Here is a 20,622-nt window from a genome sequence, read left to right as displayed (position 1 = left end):
TATAAAAAAGTGGCTACCTTTTTCTTTTAAAGAAATTTCTCACCAAATCCGAACATTCATTTTCCATCACGCCGGTTACCAATTCGGTTTTCGGATGAAGCGATAAATTTTTATTAATAAAACCTCGTTGTTCATCTCTTGCGCCGATAACCACCTTGGAAATTTGCGACCAACTCAGCGCGCCACAACACATTACACACGGTTCGAGGGTAACATAAAGTGTACAATTTTGTAGATATTTTCCTCCCAAATAATTCGCTGCAGAAGTAATTGCCTGCATTTCCGCATGTGCTGTAACATCATTTAAAGCTTCGGTAAGGTTATGCGCTTTTGCAATCACCCGATTGTTGGAAACAACGACGCAACCGATCGGAACCTCATCTTTTTCGAAAGCAATTTGGGCTTCCTGAAGCGCCATTTTCATATAATATTCGTCTGTAAACATTCCTTATTGATGATTTTAATTAAAAATAAAACCTTTACTCAAAATTCATAGCTAAAGGCAAACGAAATCGGTAGCGAACCGCAGTTCCGTTCATCATCGCTGGAGAAAATTTTTCGGGCAAAAGATACAATGCGATTTCCGCCTGTCGGTTGAAGGTAAAATTCTCACCTTCCGCATGCACACTGCTGATGCTTCCGTCTTTTTCAACCACAAAAACGACGTTGGTTTTCATCAATTTTTGGTCAGGTAAAACCGAGTCAGCATAAAACAAATGCGCGACTTGTTTTCTCAATGTTTCAAAACCTCCGGGATAGGTTGCTTCTTCATTCAGCGTTTGCTTTTCCGGGTTTTCAGCATGATCAATCATTGTTCTTTTGGAAGTTATTCTTTCCAAATCTTCTCGGTTTTTCACTTTAATTAAAGTGGCAATAAAGGCGGTATTTTGTATGCTGTCGAGCTTTACCATAAACTCCGAAAAATTTTCTTTGATGTTTCTTTTTTCTTCCCAACTGCTTTCGGCATCAAACTTTTTCTTAAATTCACTATTCAACATAAAACGTTGATAATCAAAATAATCTTTGGTAATTTTAAACTCTTGATTTTGCTGTGCATGTGAAAAAAACAAGCTCAACAAGAAAATCAGATAAAGTAATTTTTTGGTCACTGGTGTTAATATATTGATGTAAAAATAGTTAAAAATTCCGACAAAATGATGTGCATAAGTTTTGCTTTATTTCATGAAATTAATGTCTAATTTTGAACTAAGTTTTCACGAAAAAATTCCTCTTCAATCCAAAATTTAAGAAAATGTACGCGCTGGTCGATTGCAACAACTTCTTTGTTTCCTGCGAAAGAACTCTTGACAAAAGTCTTGAGAATAAACCAGTTGTGGTACTTTCAAACAACGATGGTTGCGTAATTTCAAGAAGTAATGAGGCCAAAGCATTGGGAATTCCGATGGGCGCACCGGCGTTTAAATACAAAGATCTTTTTGCTGAAAATAATGTACAGGTGTTCTCGGCAAAATTTGAACTATACAACTATTTAAGTCAACAGATTTCTGCGATTGCCAAAAACTACGCTCCGGAATATGAAATTTATAGTATTGATGAGCTTTTCCTGGATTTTCATGGTTTTAAATATTTCAATCTGCAAACTTATTGCGAGGAACTTCGAAAACGAATTATCGATGAGCAAAAAATTCCCGTAAGCATCGGAATTGCACCGACCAAAACGCTGTGCAAAGTCGCGAATCGAATTGTAAAAAAATATCCGGATCAATTTGCAACAGGCGTTTATATTATGGATACTCCGGAAAAAATCGAAAAAGCGCTGAAATGGCTTCCGATTGAAGATGTTTGGGGAATCGGGCGTCGCCTTTCTGCAAAAATGCATGAAAATGGCGTATACAAAGCTTGGGATTTGCTCCAGAAACCTGAAATTTGGGTAAGAAAAATCATGGGAATCCACGGAACCCGAATGATAAATGAACTCAAAGGAATTCCGCAACTAGTTTTGGAAGAGCCATCCAGAAAGAAAACAATTTGCGTAAGCCGCAGCTTTATGGAAATGATTACGGAAAAAGAAGAACTTCGGGAGCGTGTTGAAACTTTTGCCATGTATTGTGCTGAAAAACTTCGCAAACAGAATTCATGCTGCAAAGTAATCACTGTATTTATTTATACCAACCGTTTCCGAAAAGATTTGGGCGAGTATAAGAACGGTTTTTCGATGATTTTGCCCAATCCCAGCAGCTCCTCTATTGTACTTGCCAAAATGGCCAATAAAATCTTTGAAGCCATCTATATAGAAGGATTTCATTATAAAAAAGCGGGCGTTATCGTTTCAGAATTTGTGCCTGATAACGAGCGACTCACCAGTCTATTTGAAAAAGATGTGGATGCGAAACATATTCCGGTGATGAAAGCGATGGATTTTTTGAACAGAAAATACGGTAAAGACAAGATTCGCCTCGGAAGCATGAGTGGAAAAAACACTTTCGGTCGGAAAATTATCTCCGATGACTATGAAAAGCTTTTGAAAAACAATACTTTACCGGAAGCCAATTACCGATTCTTTAGTTAAAATTAGTTTTTTAAGACAAAAAAATCCCGCCAAATAATTGACGGGATTTATTAATGTATTACGAGAATATTATTCTGCGCTTGTTGCTTCAGTTGCAGGAGCTTCTCCTTCTGGTGCTTCAGTTTCTTCTTCATCATCATCTTCTACTACTGCGCCACCTTTCATTGCAGTTCTAGACATCTTCACAGCAACTACTACTGCGTTATCAGGATGCATGAATGTGTAATTATTAGTTTTGATGTCTCCAACATAAAGTTTGTTACCAATTCTAAGTGGAGTAACATCTACCACGATTTCGTCCGGTAAGTTAGCAGGAAGTGCTTTCAACTTCAATTTTCTGAAAGACTGACGAAGTGCACCACCGGAAACAACCCCTTTTGCACGACCGGTAAGTCTTACAGGAACTTCCATCACTACTGGTTTGTCATCAGATAATTGATAGAAATCTGCGTGAAGAATTTTGTCGGTGATTGGGTGGAATTGAATGTCCTGAAGTACTGCAGGAATAGTTTGTCCGTCAACCTCAATAGATACCGTGTGTGCGTCGGGAGTATAAACCAAACCTTTGAAAGATCTTTCTTCAGCAGAAAAATTTAAAGTTTCGGCTCCTCCGTAAACAACACAAGGAACTAATTCAGCATCACGTAAAGCTTTAGTAGACTTTTTGCCCACGCTTTCTCTTTTTGTACCTTGAATTGTAATTGATTTCATTATAATGTATTAAAAAATTTTAAGGGTGCAAAGATAAAGATTATTTTTTAAATAATAAATTTATCACTGATAGATTTGTGTTCGTGTACCATTTTCATTACATCAGCGAAAAGCTCTGCGCAAGAAAGTACTTTTATTTTAGAGGAAACCTCTTCTTTTACAGGAATCGTATCGGTTACGATAACTTCGGAAATCTTAGATTTTTCAATATTTCCATAAGCTTTTCCGGAAAGCACTCCATGGGTTGCCATTGCTCTTACGCTTTTTGCTCCTTTTTCGATGAGGATATCTGCAGCTTTACAAAGAGTTCCTGCGGTATCAATCATATCATCGATAAGGATAACGTTTTTCCCATCCACATCTCCAATAAGGAACATTTCTTCCACTACATTGGCCTTTTTTCTCTCTTTGTAACAAATTACTACTTCTGCTCCTAAGTGTCCTGCGTAGTTTTTAGCTCTTTTTGCACCTCCCATGTCCGGTGAAGCAATGGTAAGATTATCTAAATTCAATTGCTGGATATAATCGATGAAAATCGTAGAAGCGTAAAGATGGTCTACAGGAATTTCAAAGAAACCTTGAATTTGGTCCGCATGAAGATCCATGGTCATGATTCTTGTAGCGCCTGCTGCTGTGAGAAGGTTTGCAACGAGTTTTGCTCCGATTGGCGCACGAGGCTTGTCTTTTCTGTCTTGTCTTGCCAATCCGTAGTAAGGTAGCACTACGGTAATGCTTTTTGCAGATGCTCTCTTTGCGGCATCTATCATCAGCAAAAGTTCTAGGAGATTGTCTGCGGGAGGAAATGTGGAGCCTATTAAGAAAACCCTTCCTCCTCTGACAGATTGATCCAAAACCGGTTCAAATTCTCCGTCGCTAAATTCCTGGAAATTGATTTTTCCCATTTCTTGCCCATAGTGTTGAGCAATTTTTTCCGCCAAGACTTTGCTGGTTCTTGTGGAAAAAAGATAACTTGCCTGATCAGCCATTTTTACTTTTTTAGATGTGCAAATTTAAAAAAAATAAAACCACTGGAAAGAATTCCGGTGGTTTTAAAGTGTATCCTATTATAATTATCTTTTATGGGAAGGTAACGCCTGAGTAGCTATTTACATTCACCATAGGTAATGTAGAATGGTATTTCTTATTAATTGCCTTTAAAAATTCATTCGCAATCAACGCATAACCTCTTCCTGTAAGGTGAACTCCATCCAAAGAGAAAGTACCTCCGGTAACGAATGTTGCGGTGTATTTCACCCCATCAAACTGGATTCCTGAAGTTCTTGCTAGCTCGAGCATTTTAGCATTTGCATCTACAAAAGCAAGACCTTTAGCCGTTGCTGCAGCTTGAATCACATTATTGAAAGTAGCAGTCGCTGCCAACACTTCGTTTTTCTCGGTGCTGGTAAGTACATGTTTATCATCCAATGGGAAAGTTACTCCATATTTATTGAACGGTGCAACTGCGTAAGGTGAAGTTGGAGCCGTACCAATTACTGAACTTGTTGTTAATGGCACCAAATCAGCAGAAGTTGCATGTCTAGCCTGTCCAAATATTGCTCCCATTAAACCAGCCTGTTGAGCAGGTATATTATTAGCTATTAAAGCTGCGGTAATTTGAGCAGAAAGATTAGTTAATGATTCGTCTTTTAACAAAACAGGGTTTTGCGTAGCTTTCATTAAATTAATACGATCACCTTGTCCATAAGCAGTAAGAATTTGCTTCAAAGGACCGAAAACCTGTTGGTTAAGCGCAGTAACCGAAGCTGCATCCAATGGAACCGGGTTGTAAGGAACCGTCGTAAAGAACGGAATTGCCGTTACATTCGGGATATTAGCAACTACACCTTTTGCTCCACCAGAAGTAAGGGTAGCAATCAATCCGTTATAAGCTTGAGTAAATAACGCTTCAGAAGTGATTGGGTTAGAACCGTCTCCTCCAGAAGTTGCATATCCTAAAACATCGTTATTTCCAATCCATAGTGAGAAGAAAGTAGGATTTTGAGCCATCGCATCTGCAACAACAGTTGTAGTAGCAGAAGAAGCAAATCTCACGAAATAAGGATTCGCTGTTCCAGCTTGTAACCCTGCTGCACTACCATATCCTGGAGCTAGCAAATGATAAGATTTAGCTCCCGGAACTCCCATGTTTTGATAAGGTCCAGCAGAAAAAATACTCGCAATGGTATTGGTTGCAGTTCCTGACGCAACAACTGGTCCTAAAGCACCAGTAGTAGGATTTACTGCCAAAACTAATTTATTTCCTATTCCGACAGCAGGGATTCCTCCCAAATTATCAGACATTAAAGGTTGCTTAAATGCTCCTCCACCTGCTAATTGCATTTTTTCAGCAATCATACTTGGGTAAGATTCGTTTTGCCCATCGAGATATAAAGCATTATCACGGTAACCAGAGGTAAGTGAGTTTCCTAAAGCTACATATCTGGTAAAATCTGCATCGCCTTTGGAAACAACAACGTCGTTTACATCCTGGTCGAAATTGGTGTCACAGCTTACATTAAATAGTAAAGCGGAAACAGCTATTGTTGAAATTAATATTCTTTTCATAATTAAAATAATTCTTAAAATGCGTTATAAGATAGACCTAAACCGAAATAGTAAGCTTTCGCTTTTGCCTGTCCGTAGAAATTGTTATAAGCGTTGTTCACATTTCTACTTTTCGGTAGTGCAAGCCCACCCGCTATATCAACTCCAAAACTTTTAGCAAACTTAAATCCTAAACCTGCAGTAATAACATTGGAGTCAAAAGATGGTGTTTCAGCTTGGAAATTTTCATCACTATAAGGCGATTGATCGTAATAGTAACCAGCACGAGCTGCAATCATATCATTAATTTGATATTGGGTACCTACTCTCCAAGTCTGGGTAGATTTAAAGTTCTTTGGACTTACCAAAACAGTTGGATCACTTGGTTGATTCCCAATAGGTGCATTGGCGAAATCTAAAGTCAATTGATTGTATTGATCCCATCCGCTATAATTAAAATCTCCAGAAATTAACCATTTCGGAGTCACCTTATAAGTAACACCAATGGTATATTCATCAACCAAAGGTAAAGTTGCTTTAAAAGAATCTTGACCAGATGCATCCAAACCTAGCGCAGGATACAGTGCTGAAGAAACATCAAAACTTACTACTCCATTTTTTGCTTCCATGTCAATTGGGGAACGGTAAGCGACACTTACATCCAATTTGTCAGTGGGTTGAAAATAAAATCCAATCCCAAATCCGCTTCCTGATGCTTTATCATCTTTTAGATTAAGCGATCCGCCTAATTGTGTTACAGCTTTATCCCAGTTTACACTTCCTTTTGCGTAGATATAGCTACCTCCCACAGATGCCCAAGGTGCCAATTTAAATGAAACCATTGGTTGGAAATAATAAGCTTTCAGTTCCAAACGCTGCACGATTTCTCTTCCAGCCCAATCAGAAGGCCACTCAATAGTGCTTCCAAATGGTGTAGAAAAATTAAATCCTACTGAAACATTATCTAATACCTTATATGCTACAGCGGCATATACCGGAGTTCCAATTGGACTATTTGTTTCATAAGAATCTAGTGTAGACAAATTTTGGTAGGTTACAGTAGATTTTGCACCGAACCCTCCTGCTGCTACACTTAATTTAGCTGGAATAAAAGACATTCCTGCAGGATTGAAGAAAGTAACACTCGCATCTTCTGCATGAGCGCTGGTATGAGCCATTGCCAATTGCTTAACCCCTTGTAAAGAAACTCTAAAGCCTCCAGCGTGAGCAAGAATACCGGCTAACAATGCTGTTGTTAAAATTATTTTTTTCATAAAATCATTATTAATGTTCCAAATATAAAATTATTTTTTAAACAAATGTTAACAAATCATAAATATTTTTAAACAAATGGCAACTTTGATCTATTGTTTAATAAAAATGAAGTAGTTATAACTCAAAAAACACATTATTTAAAGGCATTTACAAAGAACAGAAAAAAAATTTATTTCTTTTATTTAAATTAAATAATTGAATGAAAACCATAACAATTTTAATATTTCAAATTGTATGATTTACATAATAATAACGATATTTATGAATTATCTTTAATAATATTGAAAGAATCATGAAAATTAAAAATCTTTAGATGAAAATGAAACGCATTGATATCTGCAAAATAAATTTATACTAAATTTGCAAGAGATAATTATATATAAATATGAGTTGTGGATGCAAAACATCCGGCGATTCGTCCCATTCATGCGGAACAAAATCCGCGAATGGCTGTGAAAATGTAAATACCTGTGGAAACAGCTATAAATTAAGTGTTTTCGATTGGCTTTCGAATGTCAGCAATCCTTCAAAATCTGCAACCGATTTTGTAGAAGTGAGATTCAAGAATGATCGTAAATCTTTTTATAAAAATACCAACAATTTACCGCTTCATATAGGAAGCGTTGTCACAGTAGAATCCAGCCCGGGTCACGATATAGGTGTAGTAAGCCTTACAGGGGAATTGGTAAAAATTCAGATGAAAAAGAAAAATTTTCCTGAAGAAAACCCTCTAAAAATCTACCGATTAGCCAACCAAAAAGATATTGAAGTTTGGCAAGAAGTACGCACCAAAGAAGAATCTGTGAAAATTCAGGCAAGGAAAATTTCTTATGCCTTGAATCTTGACATGAAGATTACCGATGTTGAATACCAAGGAGACGGCGCGAAAGTCACCTTCTATTACACTGCTGATAACCGTGTGGATTTCAGACAATTAATTAAAGAATTCGCCTCTGCATTTCGCACCAAAATCGACATGAAACAAATCGGTTTCCGACAGGAAGCTGCGAAAGTTGGAGGAATTGGTTCTTGTGGAAGAGAGTTGTGTTGTTCCACTTGGCTTACCGATTTCCGGTCGGTGAATACCAATGCGGCGCGTTACCAGCAACTTTCCATCAATCCTCAAAAACTTGCCGGACAATGTGGAAAACTTAAATGTTGTCTCAACTATGAACTCGACAGCTATTTGGATGCGTTGAGCGATTTCCCATCCTCTTCAACAACGATTGATACGGTAAATGGAAAAGCGTTTTGTATTAAAATTGATGTTTTCAAAAAACAAATGTGGTTTGCGTACGCAGATCGTTCAATGGCTTGGTATGATTTGGATGTTCAAGAGGTGAAAAAACTTATCGCTCAAAACAAAAAAGGAGAAAAAACTCCACCGTTGGAAGAACTGAAAACAAACGATATCCCAGTAAAATCGGTTGATTTGATTCAGGAAAACAATATGGATCGTTTTGAAAGAAAAAACCGAAATTCCGGCAAAAATCAAAACAGAAAAAAGCCGAACAACGGACAAAAACCCAATAATCCAAATTCTCCGAAGCCAAAAACTGAAAATAAAGTTGCTGCTAAACCGAACGAGAAACGCACAAATGCTGTTGAAAGCCAGCCTCAAAATGCGAAATCACCAAACCAGCAACCGAAAAAATTTAAAAAGAAATTTCCTCCAAAACGTGATGATAAAGCATAAAATACTGGGCATTTTTTCCATTTTAATTGTGCTAATGGGCTGCAACAGTTCTTCGGAAAACGTTGATATAAGATCCATTAACGGAAATTGGAACAAAAAAACCGAACAAAAATTCGGCTTTAAGGTACACGATGCGCAACATCCAAAAAATATTATATTTGTTGTAAGAAACAATAATGATTATCCTTACAGCAACATCCGCTTCATTGTGAATTTTGGTGAAACAAAATCAAGCAAAAAAATGACCGATACTTTAAATTACGTATTGGCAAAACCCAACGGAGAATGGATAGGCAAAGGATTTGGAGATACGAAAGAAACCTTGTTTCAGTATAAACTCAACTATAAATTCCCTAAAAACGGAGATTATTCGATTGGAATCATCCAAGCTATGAGAACCGATAATCTAAAGGGAATTGAAGATATAGGCGTAAAAATAGAATCTGTAAAACCGTAATATCATTTATGGAAAACAAACCAAATATGGGAAGCAAACCAAAACAGACGTTTCCGCTCCCTCCTAAAAAACAAAAAAACACTGGCTGGAAAAAGTGGGTAAAATTCGTTTGGATGGCGCTCATTGCTGTAGTTCTTGGTATTTCAGCTGTATTTTTTGCTGTTTCACAAGGTTTCTTAGGCAGCATGCCCGATGTGAAAGAATTGGAAAATCCTGATATTTATGTCGCTTCGGAAATCTATTCTTCCGACGGAAAACTTCTTGGAAAATTCGAAAAAGAGAAAACACAGCCGGTAACTTATAAAGAATTGCCACCTTACTTGATTTACGCGCTTCAGGCTAAAGAAGATGAGCGTTTCAAAGAACACTCAGGTATTGATTTACAATCAGTTGCAAGAGCGGTTGTCTATGGGGGAAGCCGTGGTGGTGGTTCTACGATTACCCAACAATTGGCGAAACTTTTGTTTACCGACAACGTTTCCCAAAATAAAATTCAAAGAGCTTTTCAAAAGCTTAAAGAATGGGTTGTGGCAGTAAGTTTAGAGAAAAGATACACCAAAGAAGAAATTATTACGCTTTATTTCAACAAGTTCGATTTCCTTTACAACGCGAACGGAATTGAAATGGCTTCCCGAATTTATTTTGACAAAACAACTTCACAATTGACGCTTCCCGAAGCTGCAATGTTTGTTGCAATGCTCGAAAATCCGGTGAAGAACAACCCGATGCGAAACGAAACCCGAGCAAGAACTAGAAGAGATGTTGTTTTAGATCAAATGTTGAAAACCGGTTATCTCGATCAGCAAACCTATCAAAAAGCAGTAGAAACACCGATTGTTTTGGATTATCATCCCGTGAAATCGATTGATGAAGGTTATTCGGCTTACTATAAATTCTATTTAAGAAAAGAAATTGAAGGTTATCTGAAAGATTACGAAAAGCAAACCGGCAAAACTTTAAACCTTTTCAAAGACGGTCTTAAAATTTATGTAACCCTAGATTCCAAAATGCAAAATTATGCCGAGGAAGCTATAAGAGAACACTTAACAGATCTGCAAAAACGTTTCGATGCAGAACAAAGAGGAAGAAAACAAAGACCTTTCTATCTCATTAATGACAAAGAAATCAATTCGATTATGATGAGCGCGGTGAAAAGAACCGGAAGATATAAACAGCTGAAAAATGCAGGCGTATCGGAAGATTCCATCATGCTTGATTTCAAAAAACCTGTAAAAACTTCTCGATTCACTTGGAATGGTGAAGAAGAAGTAGAAATGTCTCCATGGGATTCAATTCGTTATCATAAACAAATTGCTCAAGCCGGCTTGATGTCGATGGTTCCAGGAACTGGAGAAATTAAAGCTTGGGTTGGAGGTATCAACTGGCAACATTTCCAATATGACCACATTAAACAAGGAAAAAGACAAGTAGGATCTACCTTTAAACCTTTTGTTTATGCCACTGCTATTATGAAACTAGGAATGACTCCTTGTTCAACCGTATCCAATGCAACTTATAGAAAAGGAACTTGGACGGTAGAAGGATCTGGCGGAAATCTTACTTTAAAAGAAGCTCTTGCTCATTCGAAAAACCCTGTTGCAGTACGTTTGATCGAAATGACTACTCCAAAAAGTGTAATTCAAACCGCTCGTGATCTTGGGGTAACTGAAGAAATCCCTAATGAATACGCAGTAGCTCTAGGTTCTTCAGATATTACCATTTATGAAATGTTGGGAGCCTATAGTACTTTTGCCAATTACGGAAATTACATAAAACCTGAAATGATTTGGCGTATCGAAGATGCCAACGGAAGAGTTATTAAAGAAGTAAAACCATTACTGAAAGAAGTGATGAACGAACTTTATGCTTACACAATGATTGATCTGATGAAAGGTGTTGCAGAATTCGGTACAGCTTCTGGCGAACTCAGCAGAAGAGGTGTTGACAAAGGCATAGAAATCGCTGCTAAAACAGGTACTACACAGAACAATTCCGACGGTTGGTTTATGGGAATTACTCCAAATCTTGCCACCGGAGTTTGGGTAGGTTGGGAAGACCGGGCGACTCACTTCTGGGGAACCGGCGAAGGACAAGGAGCAAAAATGGCACTCCCAATATGGGCTATTTTCATGAAAAAAGTTTGGGCTGATAAAACGCTTGGCGTTCTGCCTGAAGATAAGTTTATAAAACCTTCCAACTGGACAGGAAGTTGCTCCGATCTTCAGGGACTTGGCGGTTATGGCGACGAAGGTGGCCTGCAAACCATCGATGAGCTAAAAGCTCCGAAAGTAGAAGAAAATCCAAATCCTACACCACGATCTTCCGATAAAAAAGAAGAAAATGTCAATGAAACTATTAACACCGGTGAAGAAATCGATTTCAATAAATAATTCCCGGTAATATCCATAGAAAATATCCTTTCAAAAATTCTTGAAAGGATATTTTTTTCTCGAACTTTGAATCATGAATTTAGATCAAATCTCCCAACCCTTTCTCAGTTTGTTTCCCGGCGATTTCTCCGGAAATCCCATGCAGCGACAAACTCCGCGATTCCTTTTTGCGACCGTCGATTTGGCCGAATTTAAAAATCCTGAGCTTCTTATTTTTAATGAAAAACTTTCAAAAGAAATCGGTTTGGGGATTATTGAAAATGAAAAAGATTTGCAATTTCTCAATGCATCTTCAGTTCCAGAATCAGTGAAAACTTACGCTACTGCTTATGCAGGACATCAATTCGGGAATTGGGTCGGGCAACTCGGTGACGGAAGAGCAATTCTCGCAGGAGAAATCACAAATTCTCAAGGAAAAAAACACGAAATCCAATGGAAAGGAGCCGGTGCCACTCCTTATTCCCGCCATGCAGATGGTAGAGCGGTGCTTCGTTCTTCGGTGAGAGAATATCTCATGAGCGAAGCAATGCATCATTTGGGAATTCCTACGACTAGAGCGCTTTCGCTTTCTTTAACTGGTGAAAACGTTCTAAGAGACGTGATGTACGACGGAAATCCCGAATATGAAAAAGGCGCCGTAATGGTAAGAATTGCCGAAAGTTTTCTCCGTTTTGGACATTTTGAGCTGATTTCTGCACAAAATGACACTGAAAATTTAAAAAAACTGGCAGATTTTGCCATTGAAAATTACTTCCCGGAAATCAATCCTGAAAGTCCGGAAAAATATGCTGAGTTTTTCGAAAATATCGCTTTCCGAACTGCCGAATTGATGGTGGAATGGTATCGCGTAGGTTTTGTTCATGGCGTGATGAATACCGATAACATGTCAGTTTTGGGACTGACTATCGATTACGGGCCGTATTCTTTTTTGGATGAATACGATCTCAGTTTTACCCCAAATACTACCGATCTTCCCGGCAGAAGATACGCTTTCGGAAGCCAAGCAAAAATGGCTCAGTGGAATCTTTGGCAACTCGCGAATGCCTTATTTCCGTTAATTAAAGATGAAAAAAGACTCGAAAAAATCCTCAATGATTTCAGTGAAACTTTCTGGAAAAAACACGATGAAATGATGGCAAGAAAGTTCGGTTTCAATGGAGTTCTAGAAGGTGACGATCAATTTTTTTCCGATTTTCAACAAGTGATGCAAGATGCGAAAGCGGATTACACGATCTTGTTCAATCAACTAGAAAAACTTCAGCAAGATTCTGATATTCAGGAACATTTCAAAGATATTTTTTATGTTCCGTTATCTGAAAACCATTTATTTTCCTTTGAAAATTTCATCAAAAACTACCAAATTCGTCTTACTAAAAATACGATTTCTAGAGAAGAATCTTTGGCGTTGATGCAAGCTAATAATCCGAAGTTTATCCTCAGAAATTACCTTCTTTTTGAATGCATTAAAGAAATAAACGAAGGCAAAAAAGAGCTGCTGAACCAACTGATTTCCGCACTTGAAAATCCATACGAAGAACGCTATCCGAAATTTTCCAAAAAACGCCCTCCTATTTATGATGGACAAACCGGAAGTTCTACGCTCTCCTGCAGTTCGTAATTTTTCATACTTTTGCCGAAAATTTTCACCTTGGTTTATCAACAAAAATTCAAAGATTTTCTGAAAACAGTTTTCCCGTCTACCCAATTCGAGGTACTGTTATTCATTATTTTCATCACTGTTTATGGTGCTTTAGGAAGTTTTATTGCCCTAAATTACCGAATTATTTTTGATGATAGAATTCCGTGGGACGCTTATTTCAGTTTTGATAATCGTGCGATTGTGATGACCGGAGGCGGTTTCGAAAGACATCCGCTTGCGAATTATTATTTCGATTGGATTAGGGAATTTGCCTATCTCTTTTCTGATGGTAAAAAAAATGAGACTTTCCGACTTGTTTTGGCGTGGTGCAGCAACTTTGCGATAAGTTTGAGCTTGATTCAAATCTATAAATATTTGAAAAACATTATCCGATTGCCCAAGAAAATTTCTTTGCTTATCCTCACATTTTTCGCGTTCTTTTCAACGAATATTCTGCTTTCCTTCACTCCGGAAACTTATACTTACACGCTTTTTTTCTTGGCTTTATTTAATTATTACGCTGCTTTGAAAATGCGGAAGGATGAGAAAATTCCGGCTCCTGCGCTTATTTTAGCAGGTGTTTCGGTGGGCGGATTAACGGTGACGAATATTGTGAAAGTATATATTCCTTTACTTTTTGAGAAAAATATTTTCACGCAATGGAAAAAATTCGGGAATGGTGTACTGCGAATTTTGGCTTCTGTTGCGGTGTTTTTATTGCTTTTTCTTTACCGTTTAGACTTTAAATTTCTGAATTTCCTCAATAAAACTGAAGAACAATATGAGAAATTTTCAACGCCTAAATTCACGCCGATTTGGGACATGATCGCCTCGTGGTTTTTTGGTGGGAATATGCTATTTTCAGGGTTTGAAGTTCGGGATTATCACAACAAAAAAGGATTCGAGTACAAGGCCCTTTTCATGGAGGTTTATACTTCATGGATTCCTTATATTTTTGTGGCAGCAGTGCTTATTTTGGTGTTCTGGAGTTACATTAAGAACTTCAAAAACAAATTTGTTCAGGTGTTGATGATTTCATTTTTCGTAGATATTATCATTCATTGTATCCTAAAATTTGGGCTTCACACTTCTTATATTTATGGTGGCCATTTTATTTTCGTGGTTCCGTTGCTTATCGGATGTCTTTTTTATACTTATCAAAATTCACCAAAGATTCTTTCTTTTCTTTATTCGACCGTTTGGATTTTATTCATTTATCTGGTTTTGAATAATCTTTTCAGGATGGAAGAATTCTTTGTTTTTCTGGATAAGTTTTATCAATAAAAAAAGGCAACTCAGTGCGAGTTGCCTTTCTATTTTATGAAGTTGATCTTTTTTATTTAATTTCCACACAACCTACTCTACCACCTGCATTTCCGGTTGGTTGGGTATGAAAATCGTCTTTACCGGCATGGATAACTAAGGATTTTCCTACGATATTTTTAGATTCGTCTTTGCAGCCGATGCACCATTTATCAGTTTCAAAATTTAAACGGGCGGTTCCATCTTTATCGGCCGTCAAATTTCCAATGTCACCCATGTGGAAATGCTCTGCTCCCCATTTTCCGTGATCGTTTTTCGAAGGATTCCAATGTCCACCAGCAGAACTTGCGTCTGTTGCTGAGCAATCTCCTTTTTCGTGAATGTGAACCGCATGAATTCCCGGAGTAAGTTTATAAACATTCAAATCCATAGTCACTTTTTTTCCGGTTTGGGTAAACTTGGCAGTTCCTTGAGTTTCGGTTCCGCTTTTTGGATAAACGACTAAATCTTTGGTAACGGTACATGAAACCGCAAGCGCTGCACCACCGATTAGCATTGAAAGTACTTTGATTTTCATAATGATTTATTTTATTGTTTTTCGAAGTTTAAAGTTAAGGAAATTCCGGAGAACACAATTCAGTCGTCATTTTCTTCCATTCAGTCAAAAATATTTTCAGCAAAAGCCATTCCGCAATAGCTTTGGCACATAAAAAAATTAAAACCATGCCGACATTTATTTTATCAAAAGTTTTAACATTCATTCTCCTCGTTGTCGCTTTTTTCACGAACGCACAAATTACCATCTCGGGGAAAGTAAATTTCAAAAACAAAGGAGTGAAAGACGTTTCCGTAACTTTAAAAAACACTTATGACGGTGCAACGACCGATGAAAACGGAAACTACACTTTTCAAACTTCTGAAAAAGGAAACCAGATTCTCGTATTTTCAAATCCGAAATTTGTTGAAATAGAAAAAACTATTCTTCTCGAAAACGAAAATTTAACGGTAAATGCAGACTTAAAAGAGCAGATTTCCGAAATTGATGCAGTAGTTATTTCAGCCGGATCTATAGAAGCAAGCGATAAAAAACGCGCAACAGCACTTCTCACTCCGCGTGATATTTATACTACAGCCGGTGCAGATGGACAAATATCTTCGGCTTTAACTTTCCTTCCTGGTGTGCAAAAAGTAGGCGAAAATGAAGGTCTTTTTGTACGAGGCGGAACTGGCGCCGAAACCAAAATCTTTATGGACGGAAGTTTAATTAACAATTATTTCACCAATTCGGTTCCGGGAATTGCGGGCAGAGACCGTTTCAACACATCACTTTTCAAAGGAAACATATTTTCCAGCGGAGGTTATTCTGCTGTTTACGGACAGGCGCTTTCGGGAGCTTTAATTTTAGAAAGTGTGGATTTGCCCGATACCTCCTCCTTCGATTTTGGGATTTCTCCGATCTTTTTAAGTGGAAGTTTCCAAAAGCTTTCAGAGGATAAAACCTATTCTTTTGGGACCAGTTTGTCTTATTTTAATTTAGCTTTAATGCAGAAACTCATGAATTATAACACCGATTTCTCGAAACCGGCGCAAGGTTTCGGTGGCGATGCGAATTTCAGAATCCGTACAAAATCGGGTGGAATGTTTAAATATTACGGAAGTTTCGATACCAATTCTTTGGCGGTAAAAAGTGAAAGTTTGGAGTCGGAATATGATGAAAATAAAGTCGATTTAAAATCCTCAAACACTTATCACAACTTGTCTTTCCGACAAAAATTTGGGAAATATCTTTTGAATGCCGGAAGTTCATATTCTTACAACGCTACAGATTTGAAATTTTCTACATTAAGAAATAATCTGGAAACGCCAGAATTTAATTTTGATAATATTGGCAATTATTTCAATTTTAAAACAGTTTTAGAAAGAAAAATTAATAAAATCAGTGCGGTTCGTGGTGGTTTTGAATTCAACAATGCCAAAGAAAACAATAATTTCGGGAAGAATTATAAAGATTTAATTTCGTCAGCATTTGTGGAAACAGATTTGGGTTTCAGCAATAATTTCTCCACAAAAATCGGATTTCGAGGAGAACATTCTTCTTATCTGAACAAAACCAATTTCGCTCCAAGGCTGGCTTTGGCTTACCGGCTTTCAAAGGAATGGACGTCTTCTTTAGCCTACGGAATTTTCTACCAAAACCCAGAAAGCAAGTATTTGAATGACAATACTCCATTGAATTTTCAAAGAGCAGAACATTATATTTTCCAATTGATAAGATCGTCCGAAGGTAGAAGTTTGCGCTTCGAAGCATTTTACAAAGATTATAAAAAGCTGATAAAAACATTCGGCGAAACCAATTATCAAACAGCAGCAAACAACGATGGGAAAGGCTATGCAAAAGGACTGGAAGTTTTCTGGCGCGATAAAAAATCTTTAAAAAATATCGATTACTGGATTTCTTACTCTTACCTGGATTCTAAAAGAGATTTTATGAATTATCCGATAAGTTTGGCACCAAGTTTCGCAGCGGAACATACGCTTTCTGCAATTGCCAAAAAATTTGTTGTGAAATGGAAAACGGGCTTTAATCTCTCATACACTTATGCTTCTGGAAGGCCTTATTATGACATCGTTTCAGAAAATCAGCAAAATATAATTCGGCATGAAGGCAAACTAAAAGATTATAAAGGGTTAAATTTCAGTGTGAATTACCTCCCGAATTTAGGCAAAAAAGATTCAGAAGCATTTACCGTTTTGGTGTTAAGCATCTCCAATATTTTAGGAAGCAAAAATGTTTATGGTTACAATTTCTCGAATGACGGATTAAGAAGTTCCGCAGTGGTTCCGCCGGTTAACACTTTCGTATTCATCGGCGCATTCATCAGTTTTGGTATTGATAAAACAAATGATGCCATTAATAATAATCTGTAAAACTGCACAACGGATTTATTGACTGTTCGGAAAGCAAAATCAACCTTTCAGATAAAAATAATTTCAACCTTATCCTTTTCAAAATACCTTTGATTCAACAATTAAAAATAACAGAAATGAAAAACGTATTCTTCATGCTTTTCTTATTCGTAGGATTCACAGCATTCTCTCAAACCGCTTATGAAAAAGCAATGACCGAAAAAATAGCAACCGTTCAACAACACAAAACTCCGGATGAGTTCACTGCTTTAACCAATGATTTCAAAAGAATTGGAGACAAAGAAAAAACCCAATGGCTTCCGTATTATTACGCTGCTTTTGCCTCCATTCAAAAAGGAAGATTGGCGATGCGTGAAGGTAAAAAAGAAGAACTGGATCCCATTGCTGATGAAGCGCAGAAATATTTAGATTTAGCGATGGAATTAAATAAAGACTCTGCAGAAAATCTGGTTCTACAGAAGATGATTCACAGCCTTAAAATGATGGTTAATCCTCAACAAAGGTTTATGAGCGAAGGAATGTTGGCTGCAGACGCCTTATCAAAAGCCGAAAAAATAGATGCCGAAAACCCACGAATTACTTTGATGAAAGCAGAAGATACCTATTATACTCCAGAACAATTCGGAGGAAGCAAAACCAAAGGTTTGGAATTGTTTCAAAAAGCGCTGGATCAGTTTAAAGTGTACCAACCAAAATCTTCTTTAGATCCAAATTGGGGAAAAGCTGAAGCGGAATATTTCTTAGCAAACAAACCTTAAAACATTAATTATCAATTTCATACAAAGCTTTCAGAAAGGGAAGCGTTTTTATTTTACGTTCCATAACTTTTTCTCAATCATTCAGATTTATAGCATTTATATTGAGTTTGAGATAATTTAGTTTATTGTTGTAAATTTGCACCCGTAAAACTTTCCCTTAACGAAAGCGTAACAATAATATGAAAATAGTAGTAGGTTTATCCGGTGGTGTAGATTCGAGTGTAGCAGCGTATTTGTTGCAAAAACAAGGGCATGAAGTGGTGGCACTTTTCATGAGAAACTGGAACGATGCTTCCGTTACTTTGGAAGACGAATGTCCTTGGATCGAAGACAGTAATGATGCATTAATGGTTGCCCAAAAGTTAGGAATCCCGTATCAGGTAATCGATATGAGCGAACTTTATAAAGAAAAGATCGTGGATTATATGTTTGCTGAATACGAAAAAGGAAGAACCCCAAACCCCGATGTTCTCTGTAATCGCGAGGTGAAATTCGATGTTTTTATGAAAACCGCATTGTCTTTGGGAGCCGATAAAGTAGCAACCGGACATTACGCTCGTTTGGAATCCACTTTTGATGAAAACGGAAAAGAAATCTATCATCTTCTTGCCGGAAAAGACAATAATAAAGATCAATCCTATTTCTTGTGTCAGCTCAATCAGGATCAGCTTTCCAAAGCATTATTTCCGATTGGTGAATTGACCAAACCTGAAGTGCGAGAAATCGCGAAAGAAATCGGTTTGGTGACTGCTGATAAGAAAGATTCTCAAGGTTTATGTTTCATTGGGAAAGTAAGTTTGCCTACTTTCCTTCAACAACAATTGAAACCAAAAGAAGGCGAAATTGTTGAAATATTTAATGATTTTGAAGGTTTTCGCACTGAAAAACCTGAATTTTCATCAAAATTGGAAGAATTAGAGTTTCTTTCCAGAAAAATAAAATACCAAAAAACCGACGGAAAAGTCATCGGAAAACACCAAGGTGCGCACTATTTCACGATCGGACAAAGCAAAGGTTTAGGAATTGGTGGACACAAAGAATCTTGTTTCATCATCTCTAGAGACATGGAAACCAACACCATTTTTGTGGGTGAAGGAAGAAACTTCCCTGGACTTTTCCGTTCCGCATTGAAAATAGAACCATCAGAAATTCATTGGGTTCGTGAAGATTTGCGTTTGAAAAATGGTGAATCGAAGAAAGTTCAGGCGAGAATTCGTTATCGTCAAGCTTTGGAAAATGCTACTTTATATCAGTTTGAAGAAGGTCTTTTCATCGAGTTTGAAAATCCACAATCCGCGATTGCTGAAGGGCAATTTGCAGCGTGGTATCTCGATGAAGAATTGATCGGAAGCGGCGTGATTTCTTAAATTATTTACTCAACCAATCTTTAAAATCCTTTACTCTGTCGCGGCTCACTGTGATTTCATCTGAAGGTTGAAACTCTATTTCCACTTTGTAATAAGGCGAAGTGTGGATGTTTTTGATATAATTTGAATTGATGATAAACTGCCGATTCACGCGGAAAAAGCATTTCTCATCGAGAACTTCTTGCAATTCATCCAAGGTAAAATCGGTAGGGAAAACCCTCTCTTTGGTTTGAAGATAAACGATTTTGTTTTCACTGTAAAAACAAGAAACCTCATCGGTTTGAACAATTTTCAAGTTGTATCCGATTTTAACCAATATTCTTGAAAGTTTTTGTTTCTCCTCTTTAATTAAAGATTTGATTTCGTGAATATTACGAACACCTTCGGAAGGCAAGAAACTCTTGAATTTATCAATCGCTTTTTGCAAATCTTCTTCCATAATCGGTTTCAAAAGATAATCGATGGAATTGAGTTTAAAAGCCTTCAAAGTATATTGATCAAAGGCGGTGGTGTAAATGATGAAACTTTTGGTCGGAATTTTTTCAAAGATGTCAAAAGACAAACCATCGCCCAAAACAATGTCGGAAAATATCAAATCCGGATGTGGATTATCAGAAAACCACTGTATTCCTTCTTCCACAGAATTTATCGTTGCAACTAATTCTAAATCAGGAAATAAACTCAATAACCGAGTTAATTTTCTTGCTGCTGGTTTTTCGTCTTCGATAATTACTACATTCATATTTTCAAATTTCTGTTTCTTTCCATCAATTCACGGATTTTCTTTTCTTCCCAGTTCTTTCCAAAGATAAAATTAGGTAGGAATACAGACAATCCATGTGCTAATAAACCAACTCCCCAAAGAATTATGGTAAGGAATTGACTTATTTTTATCTGCGGTTCTCCAACAACATGTTCCCCGTAAATAACTTTCATTATTATCAATAATATATTTACCAAAACAAAAAACAAAGCATGAATATAGAACCCTTTGATTTCTTTCATTCTTTTTCTAGCTCGTTCGTACTTAATATTTTTATTGTTTATAGGTTCCATTTTTTATA

Annotated in this window: 18 protein-coding genes; 9 read left to right on the top strand and 9 right to left on the bottom strand. The window is 37.1% G+C overall.

Translation table 11 applies throughout. The features are described from left to right. Window positions 1–13: 13 nt before the first annotated feature. Window positions 14–445, bottom strand: a complete 432-nt coding sequence (locus NOV28_RS08715; RefSeq protein ID WP_255929823.1) for a nucleoside deaminase — start codon at window positions 443–445, stop codon at window positions 14–16. Between the two features lie 34 nt (window positions 446–479). Then, complete coding sequence (locus NOV28_RS08710; protein WP_255929821.1) at window positions 480–1,109, bottom strand: hypothetical protein; 630 nt, start codon at window positions 1,107–1,109, stop codon at window positions 480–482. A 143-nt stretch (window positions 1,110–1,252) separates the two neighbouring features. Here NOV28_RS08710 and NOV28_RS08705 point away from each other — a divergent pair, with 143 nt between their 5' ends. Beyond that, window positions 1,253–2,530, top strand: coding sequence for a Y-family DNA polymerase (locus NOV28_RS08705; protein ID WP_255929819.1), 1,278 nt, complete (start codon window positions 1,253–1,255; stop codon window positions 2,528–2,530). A 69-nt stretch (window positions 2,531–2,599) separates the two neighbouring features. Here the strand turns inward: NOV28_RS08705 and NOV28_RS08700 are convergent, their stop codons facing one another. From NOV28_RS08700 to NOV28_RS08685, 4 genes are all read right to left on the bottom strand, one after another. After that, the gene (locus tag NOV28_RS08700; protein ID WP_255929817.1) at window positions 2,600–3,241 is read right to left on the bottom strand and encodes a 50S ribosomal protein L25/general stress protein Ctc; all 642 of its coding nucleotides are present in this window, start codon (window positions 3,239–3,241) and stop codon (window positions 2,600–2,602) included. Between the two features lie 47 nt (window positions 3,242–3,288). After that, window positions 3,289–4,227: a ribose-phosphate pyrophosphokinase gene (locus NOV28_RS08695; RefSeq protein WP_255929815.1), complete on the bottom strand. Its 939-nt coding sequence runs from the start codon at window positions 4,225–4,227 to the stop codon at window positions 3,289–3,291. A gap of 91 nt (window positions 4,228–4,318) precedes the next feature. Continuing rightward, entirely contained in the window at window positions 4,319–5,806 is a 1,488-nt protein-coding gene (locus NOV28_RS08690) for an SGNH/GDSL hydrolase family protein (RefSeq protein ID WP_255929813.1), read from the bottom strand. Window positions 5,807–5,820: 14 nt separating this feature from the next. Next, on the bottom strand, window positions 5,821–7,059 hold the full coding sequence (locus NOV28_RS08685) for an OmpP1/FadL family transporter (protein WP_255929811.1): 1,239 nt from the start codon (window positions 7,057–7,059) through the stop codon (window positions 5,821–5,823). A 386-nt stretch (window positions 7,060–7,445) separates the two neighbouring features. Here NOV28_RS08685 and NOV28_RS08680 point away from each other — a divergent pair, with 386 nt between their 5' ends. The 5 genes from NOV28_RS08680 (at window position 7,446) to NOV28_RS08660 (ending at window position 14,526) form a co-directional block, all read left to right on the top strand. Next, a complete protein-coding gene (locus NOV28_RS08680) occupies window positions 7,446–8,756 on the top strand; it encodes a PSP1 domain-containing protein (protein ID WP_255929809.1) in 1,311 nt (436 codons plus the stop codon). Then, window positions 8,743–9,213 (top strand): gliding motility lipoprotein GldH, encoded by a 471-nt coding sequence (locus NOV28_RS08675; RefSeq protein WP_255929807.1) that lies wholly within the window; start codon window positions 8,743–8,745, stop codon window positions 9,211–9,213. The genes NOV28_RS08680 and NOV28_RS08675 overlap by 14 nt, the downstream gene beginning before the upstream one ends. 8 nt (window positions 9,214–9,221) lie before the next feature. Continuing rightward, a complete protein-coding gene (locus NOV28_RS08670; protein ID WP_255929805.1) occupies window positions 9,222–11,603 on the top strand; it encodes a penicillin-binding protein 1A in 2,382 nt (793 codons plus the stop codon). Window positions 11,604–11,676: 73 nt separating this feature from the next. Then, window positions 11,677–13,221 carry a protein adenylyltransferase SelO gene (locus NOV28_RS08665; protein ID WP_255929799.1) on the top strand — a complete coding sequence of 515 codons (1,545 nt, stop codon included), beginning with the start codon at window positions 11,677–11,679 and terminating at the stop codon, window positions 13,219–13,221. Window positions 13,222–13,251: 30 nt separating this feature from the next. Then, complete coding sequence (locus tag NOV28_RS08660; RefSeq protein WP_255929798.1) at window positions 13,252–14,526, top strand: DUF6080 domain-containing protein; 1,275 nt, start codon at window positions 13,252–13,254, stop codon at window positions 14,524–14,526. Between the two features lie 52 nt (window positions 14,527–14,578). Here the strand turns inward: NOV28_RS08660 and NOV28_RS08655 are convergent, their stop codons facing one another. Next, on the bottom strand, window positions 14,579–15,082 hold the full coding sequence (locus NOV28_RS08655) for a superoxide dismutase family protein (RefSeq protein ID WP_255929796.1): 504 nt from the start codon (window positions 15,080–15,082) through the stop codon (window positions 14,579–14,581). Window positions 15,083–15,228: 146 nt separating this feature from the next. Between NOV28_RS08655 and NOV28_RS08650 the strand changes: the two genes are divergently transcribed. The 3 genes from NOV28_RS08650 (at window position 15,229) to mnmA (ending at window position 19,558) form a co-directional block, all read left to right on the top strand. Continuing rightward, window positions 15,229–17,433 (top strand): TonB-dependent receptor, encoded by a 2,205-nt coding sequence (locus NOV28_RS08650; protein ID WP_255929794.1) that lies wholly within the window; start codon window positions 15,229–15,231, stop codon window positions 17,431–17,433. A gap of 116 nt (window positions 17,434–17,549) precedes the next feature. Then, on the top strand, window positions 17,550–18,191 hold the full coding sequence (locus NOV28_RS08645) for a hypothetical protein (RefSeq protein WP_255929792.1): 642 nt from the start codon (window positions 17,550–17,552) through the stop codon (window positions 18,189–18,191). A 179-nt stretch (window positions 18,192–18,370) separates the two neighbouring features. Continuing rightward, window positions 18,371–19,558, top strand: coding sequence for a tRNA 2-thiouridine(34) synthase MnmA (mnmA, locus tag NOV28_RS08640; RefSeq protein WP_255929790.1), 1,188 nt, complete (start codon window positions 18,371–18,373; stop codon window positions 19,556–19,558). Window position 19,559: 1 nt separating this feature from the next. Here the strand turns inward: mnmA and NOV28_RS08635 are convergent, their stop codons facing one another. Continuing rightward, window positions 19,560–20,300 (bottom strand): LytR/AlgR family response regulator transcription factor, encoded by a 741-nt coding sequence (locus NOV28_RS08635; RefSeq protein WP_255929788.1) that lies wholly within the window; start codon window positions 20,298–20,300, stop codon window positions 19,560–19,562. After that, a complete protein-coding gene (locus NOV28_RS08630) occupies window positions 20,297–20,614 on the bottom strand; it encodes a 2TM domain-containing protein (RefSeq protein ID WP_255929786.1) in 318 nt (105 codons plus the stop codon). Before NOV28_RS08630 ends, NOV28_RS08635 begins: the two co-directional genes overlap by 4 nt. Window positions 20,615–20,622 lie beyond the last annotated feature (8 nt).

The sequence above is a fragment of the Kaistella montana genome, assembly GCF_024436175.1.
Taxonomy (GTDB): Bacteria; Bacteroidota; Bacteroidia; order Flavobacteriales; family Weeksellaceae; genus Kaistella; species Kaistella montana.
Note: the sequence above shows the minus strand (reverse complement) of the source record. Positions and strands in the feature narration are given on the sequence as shown.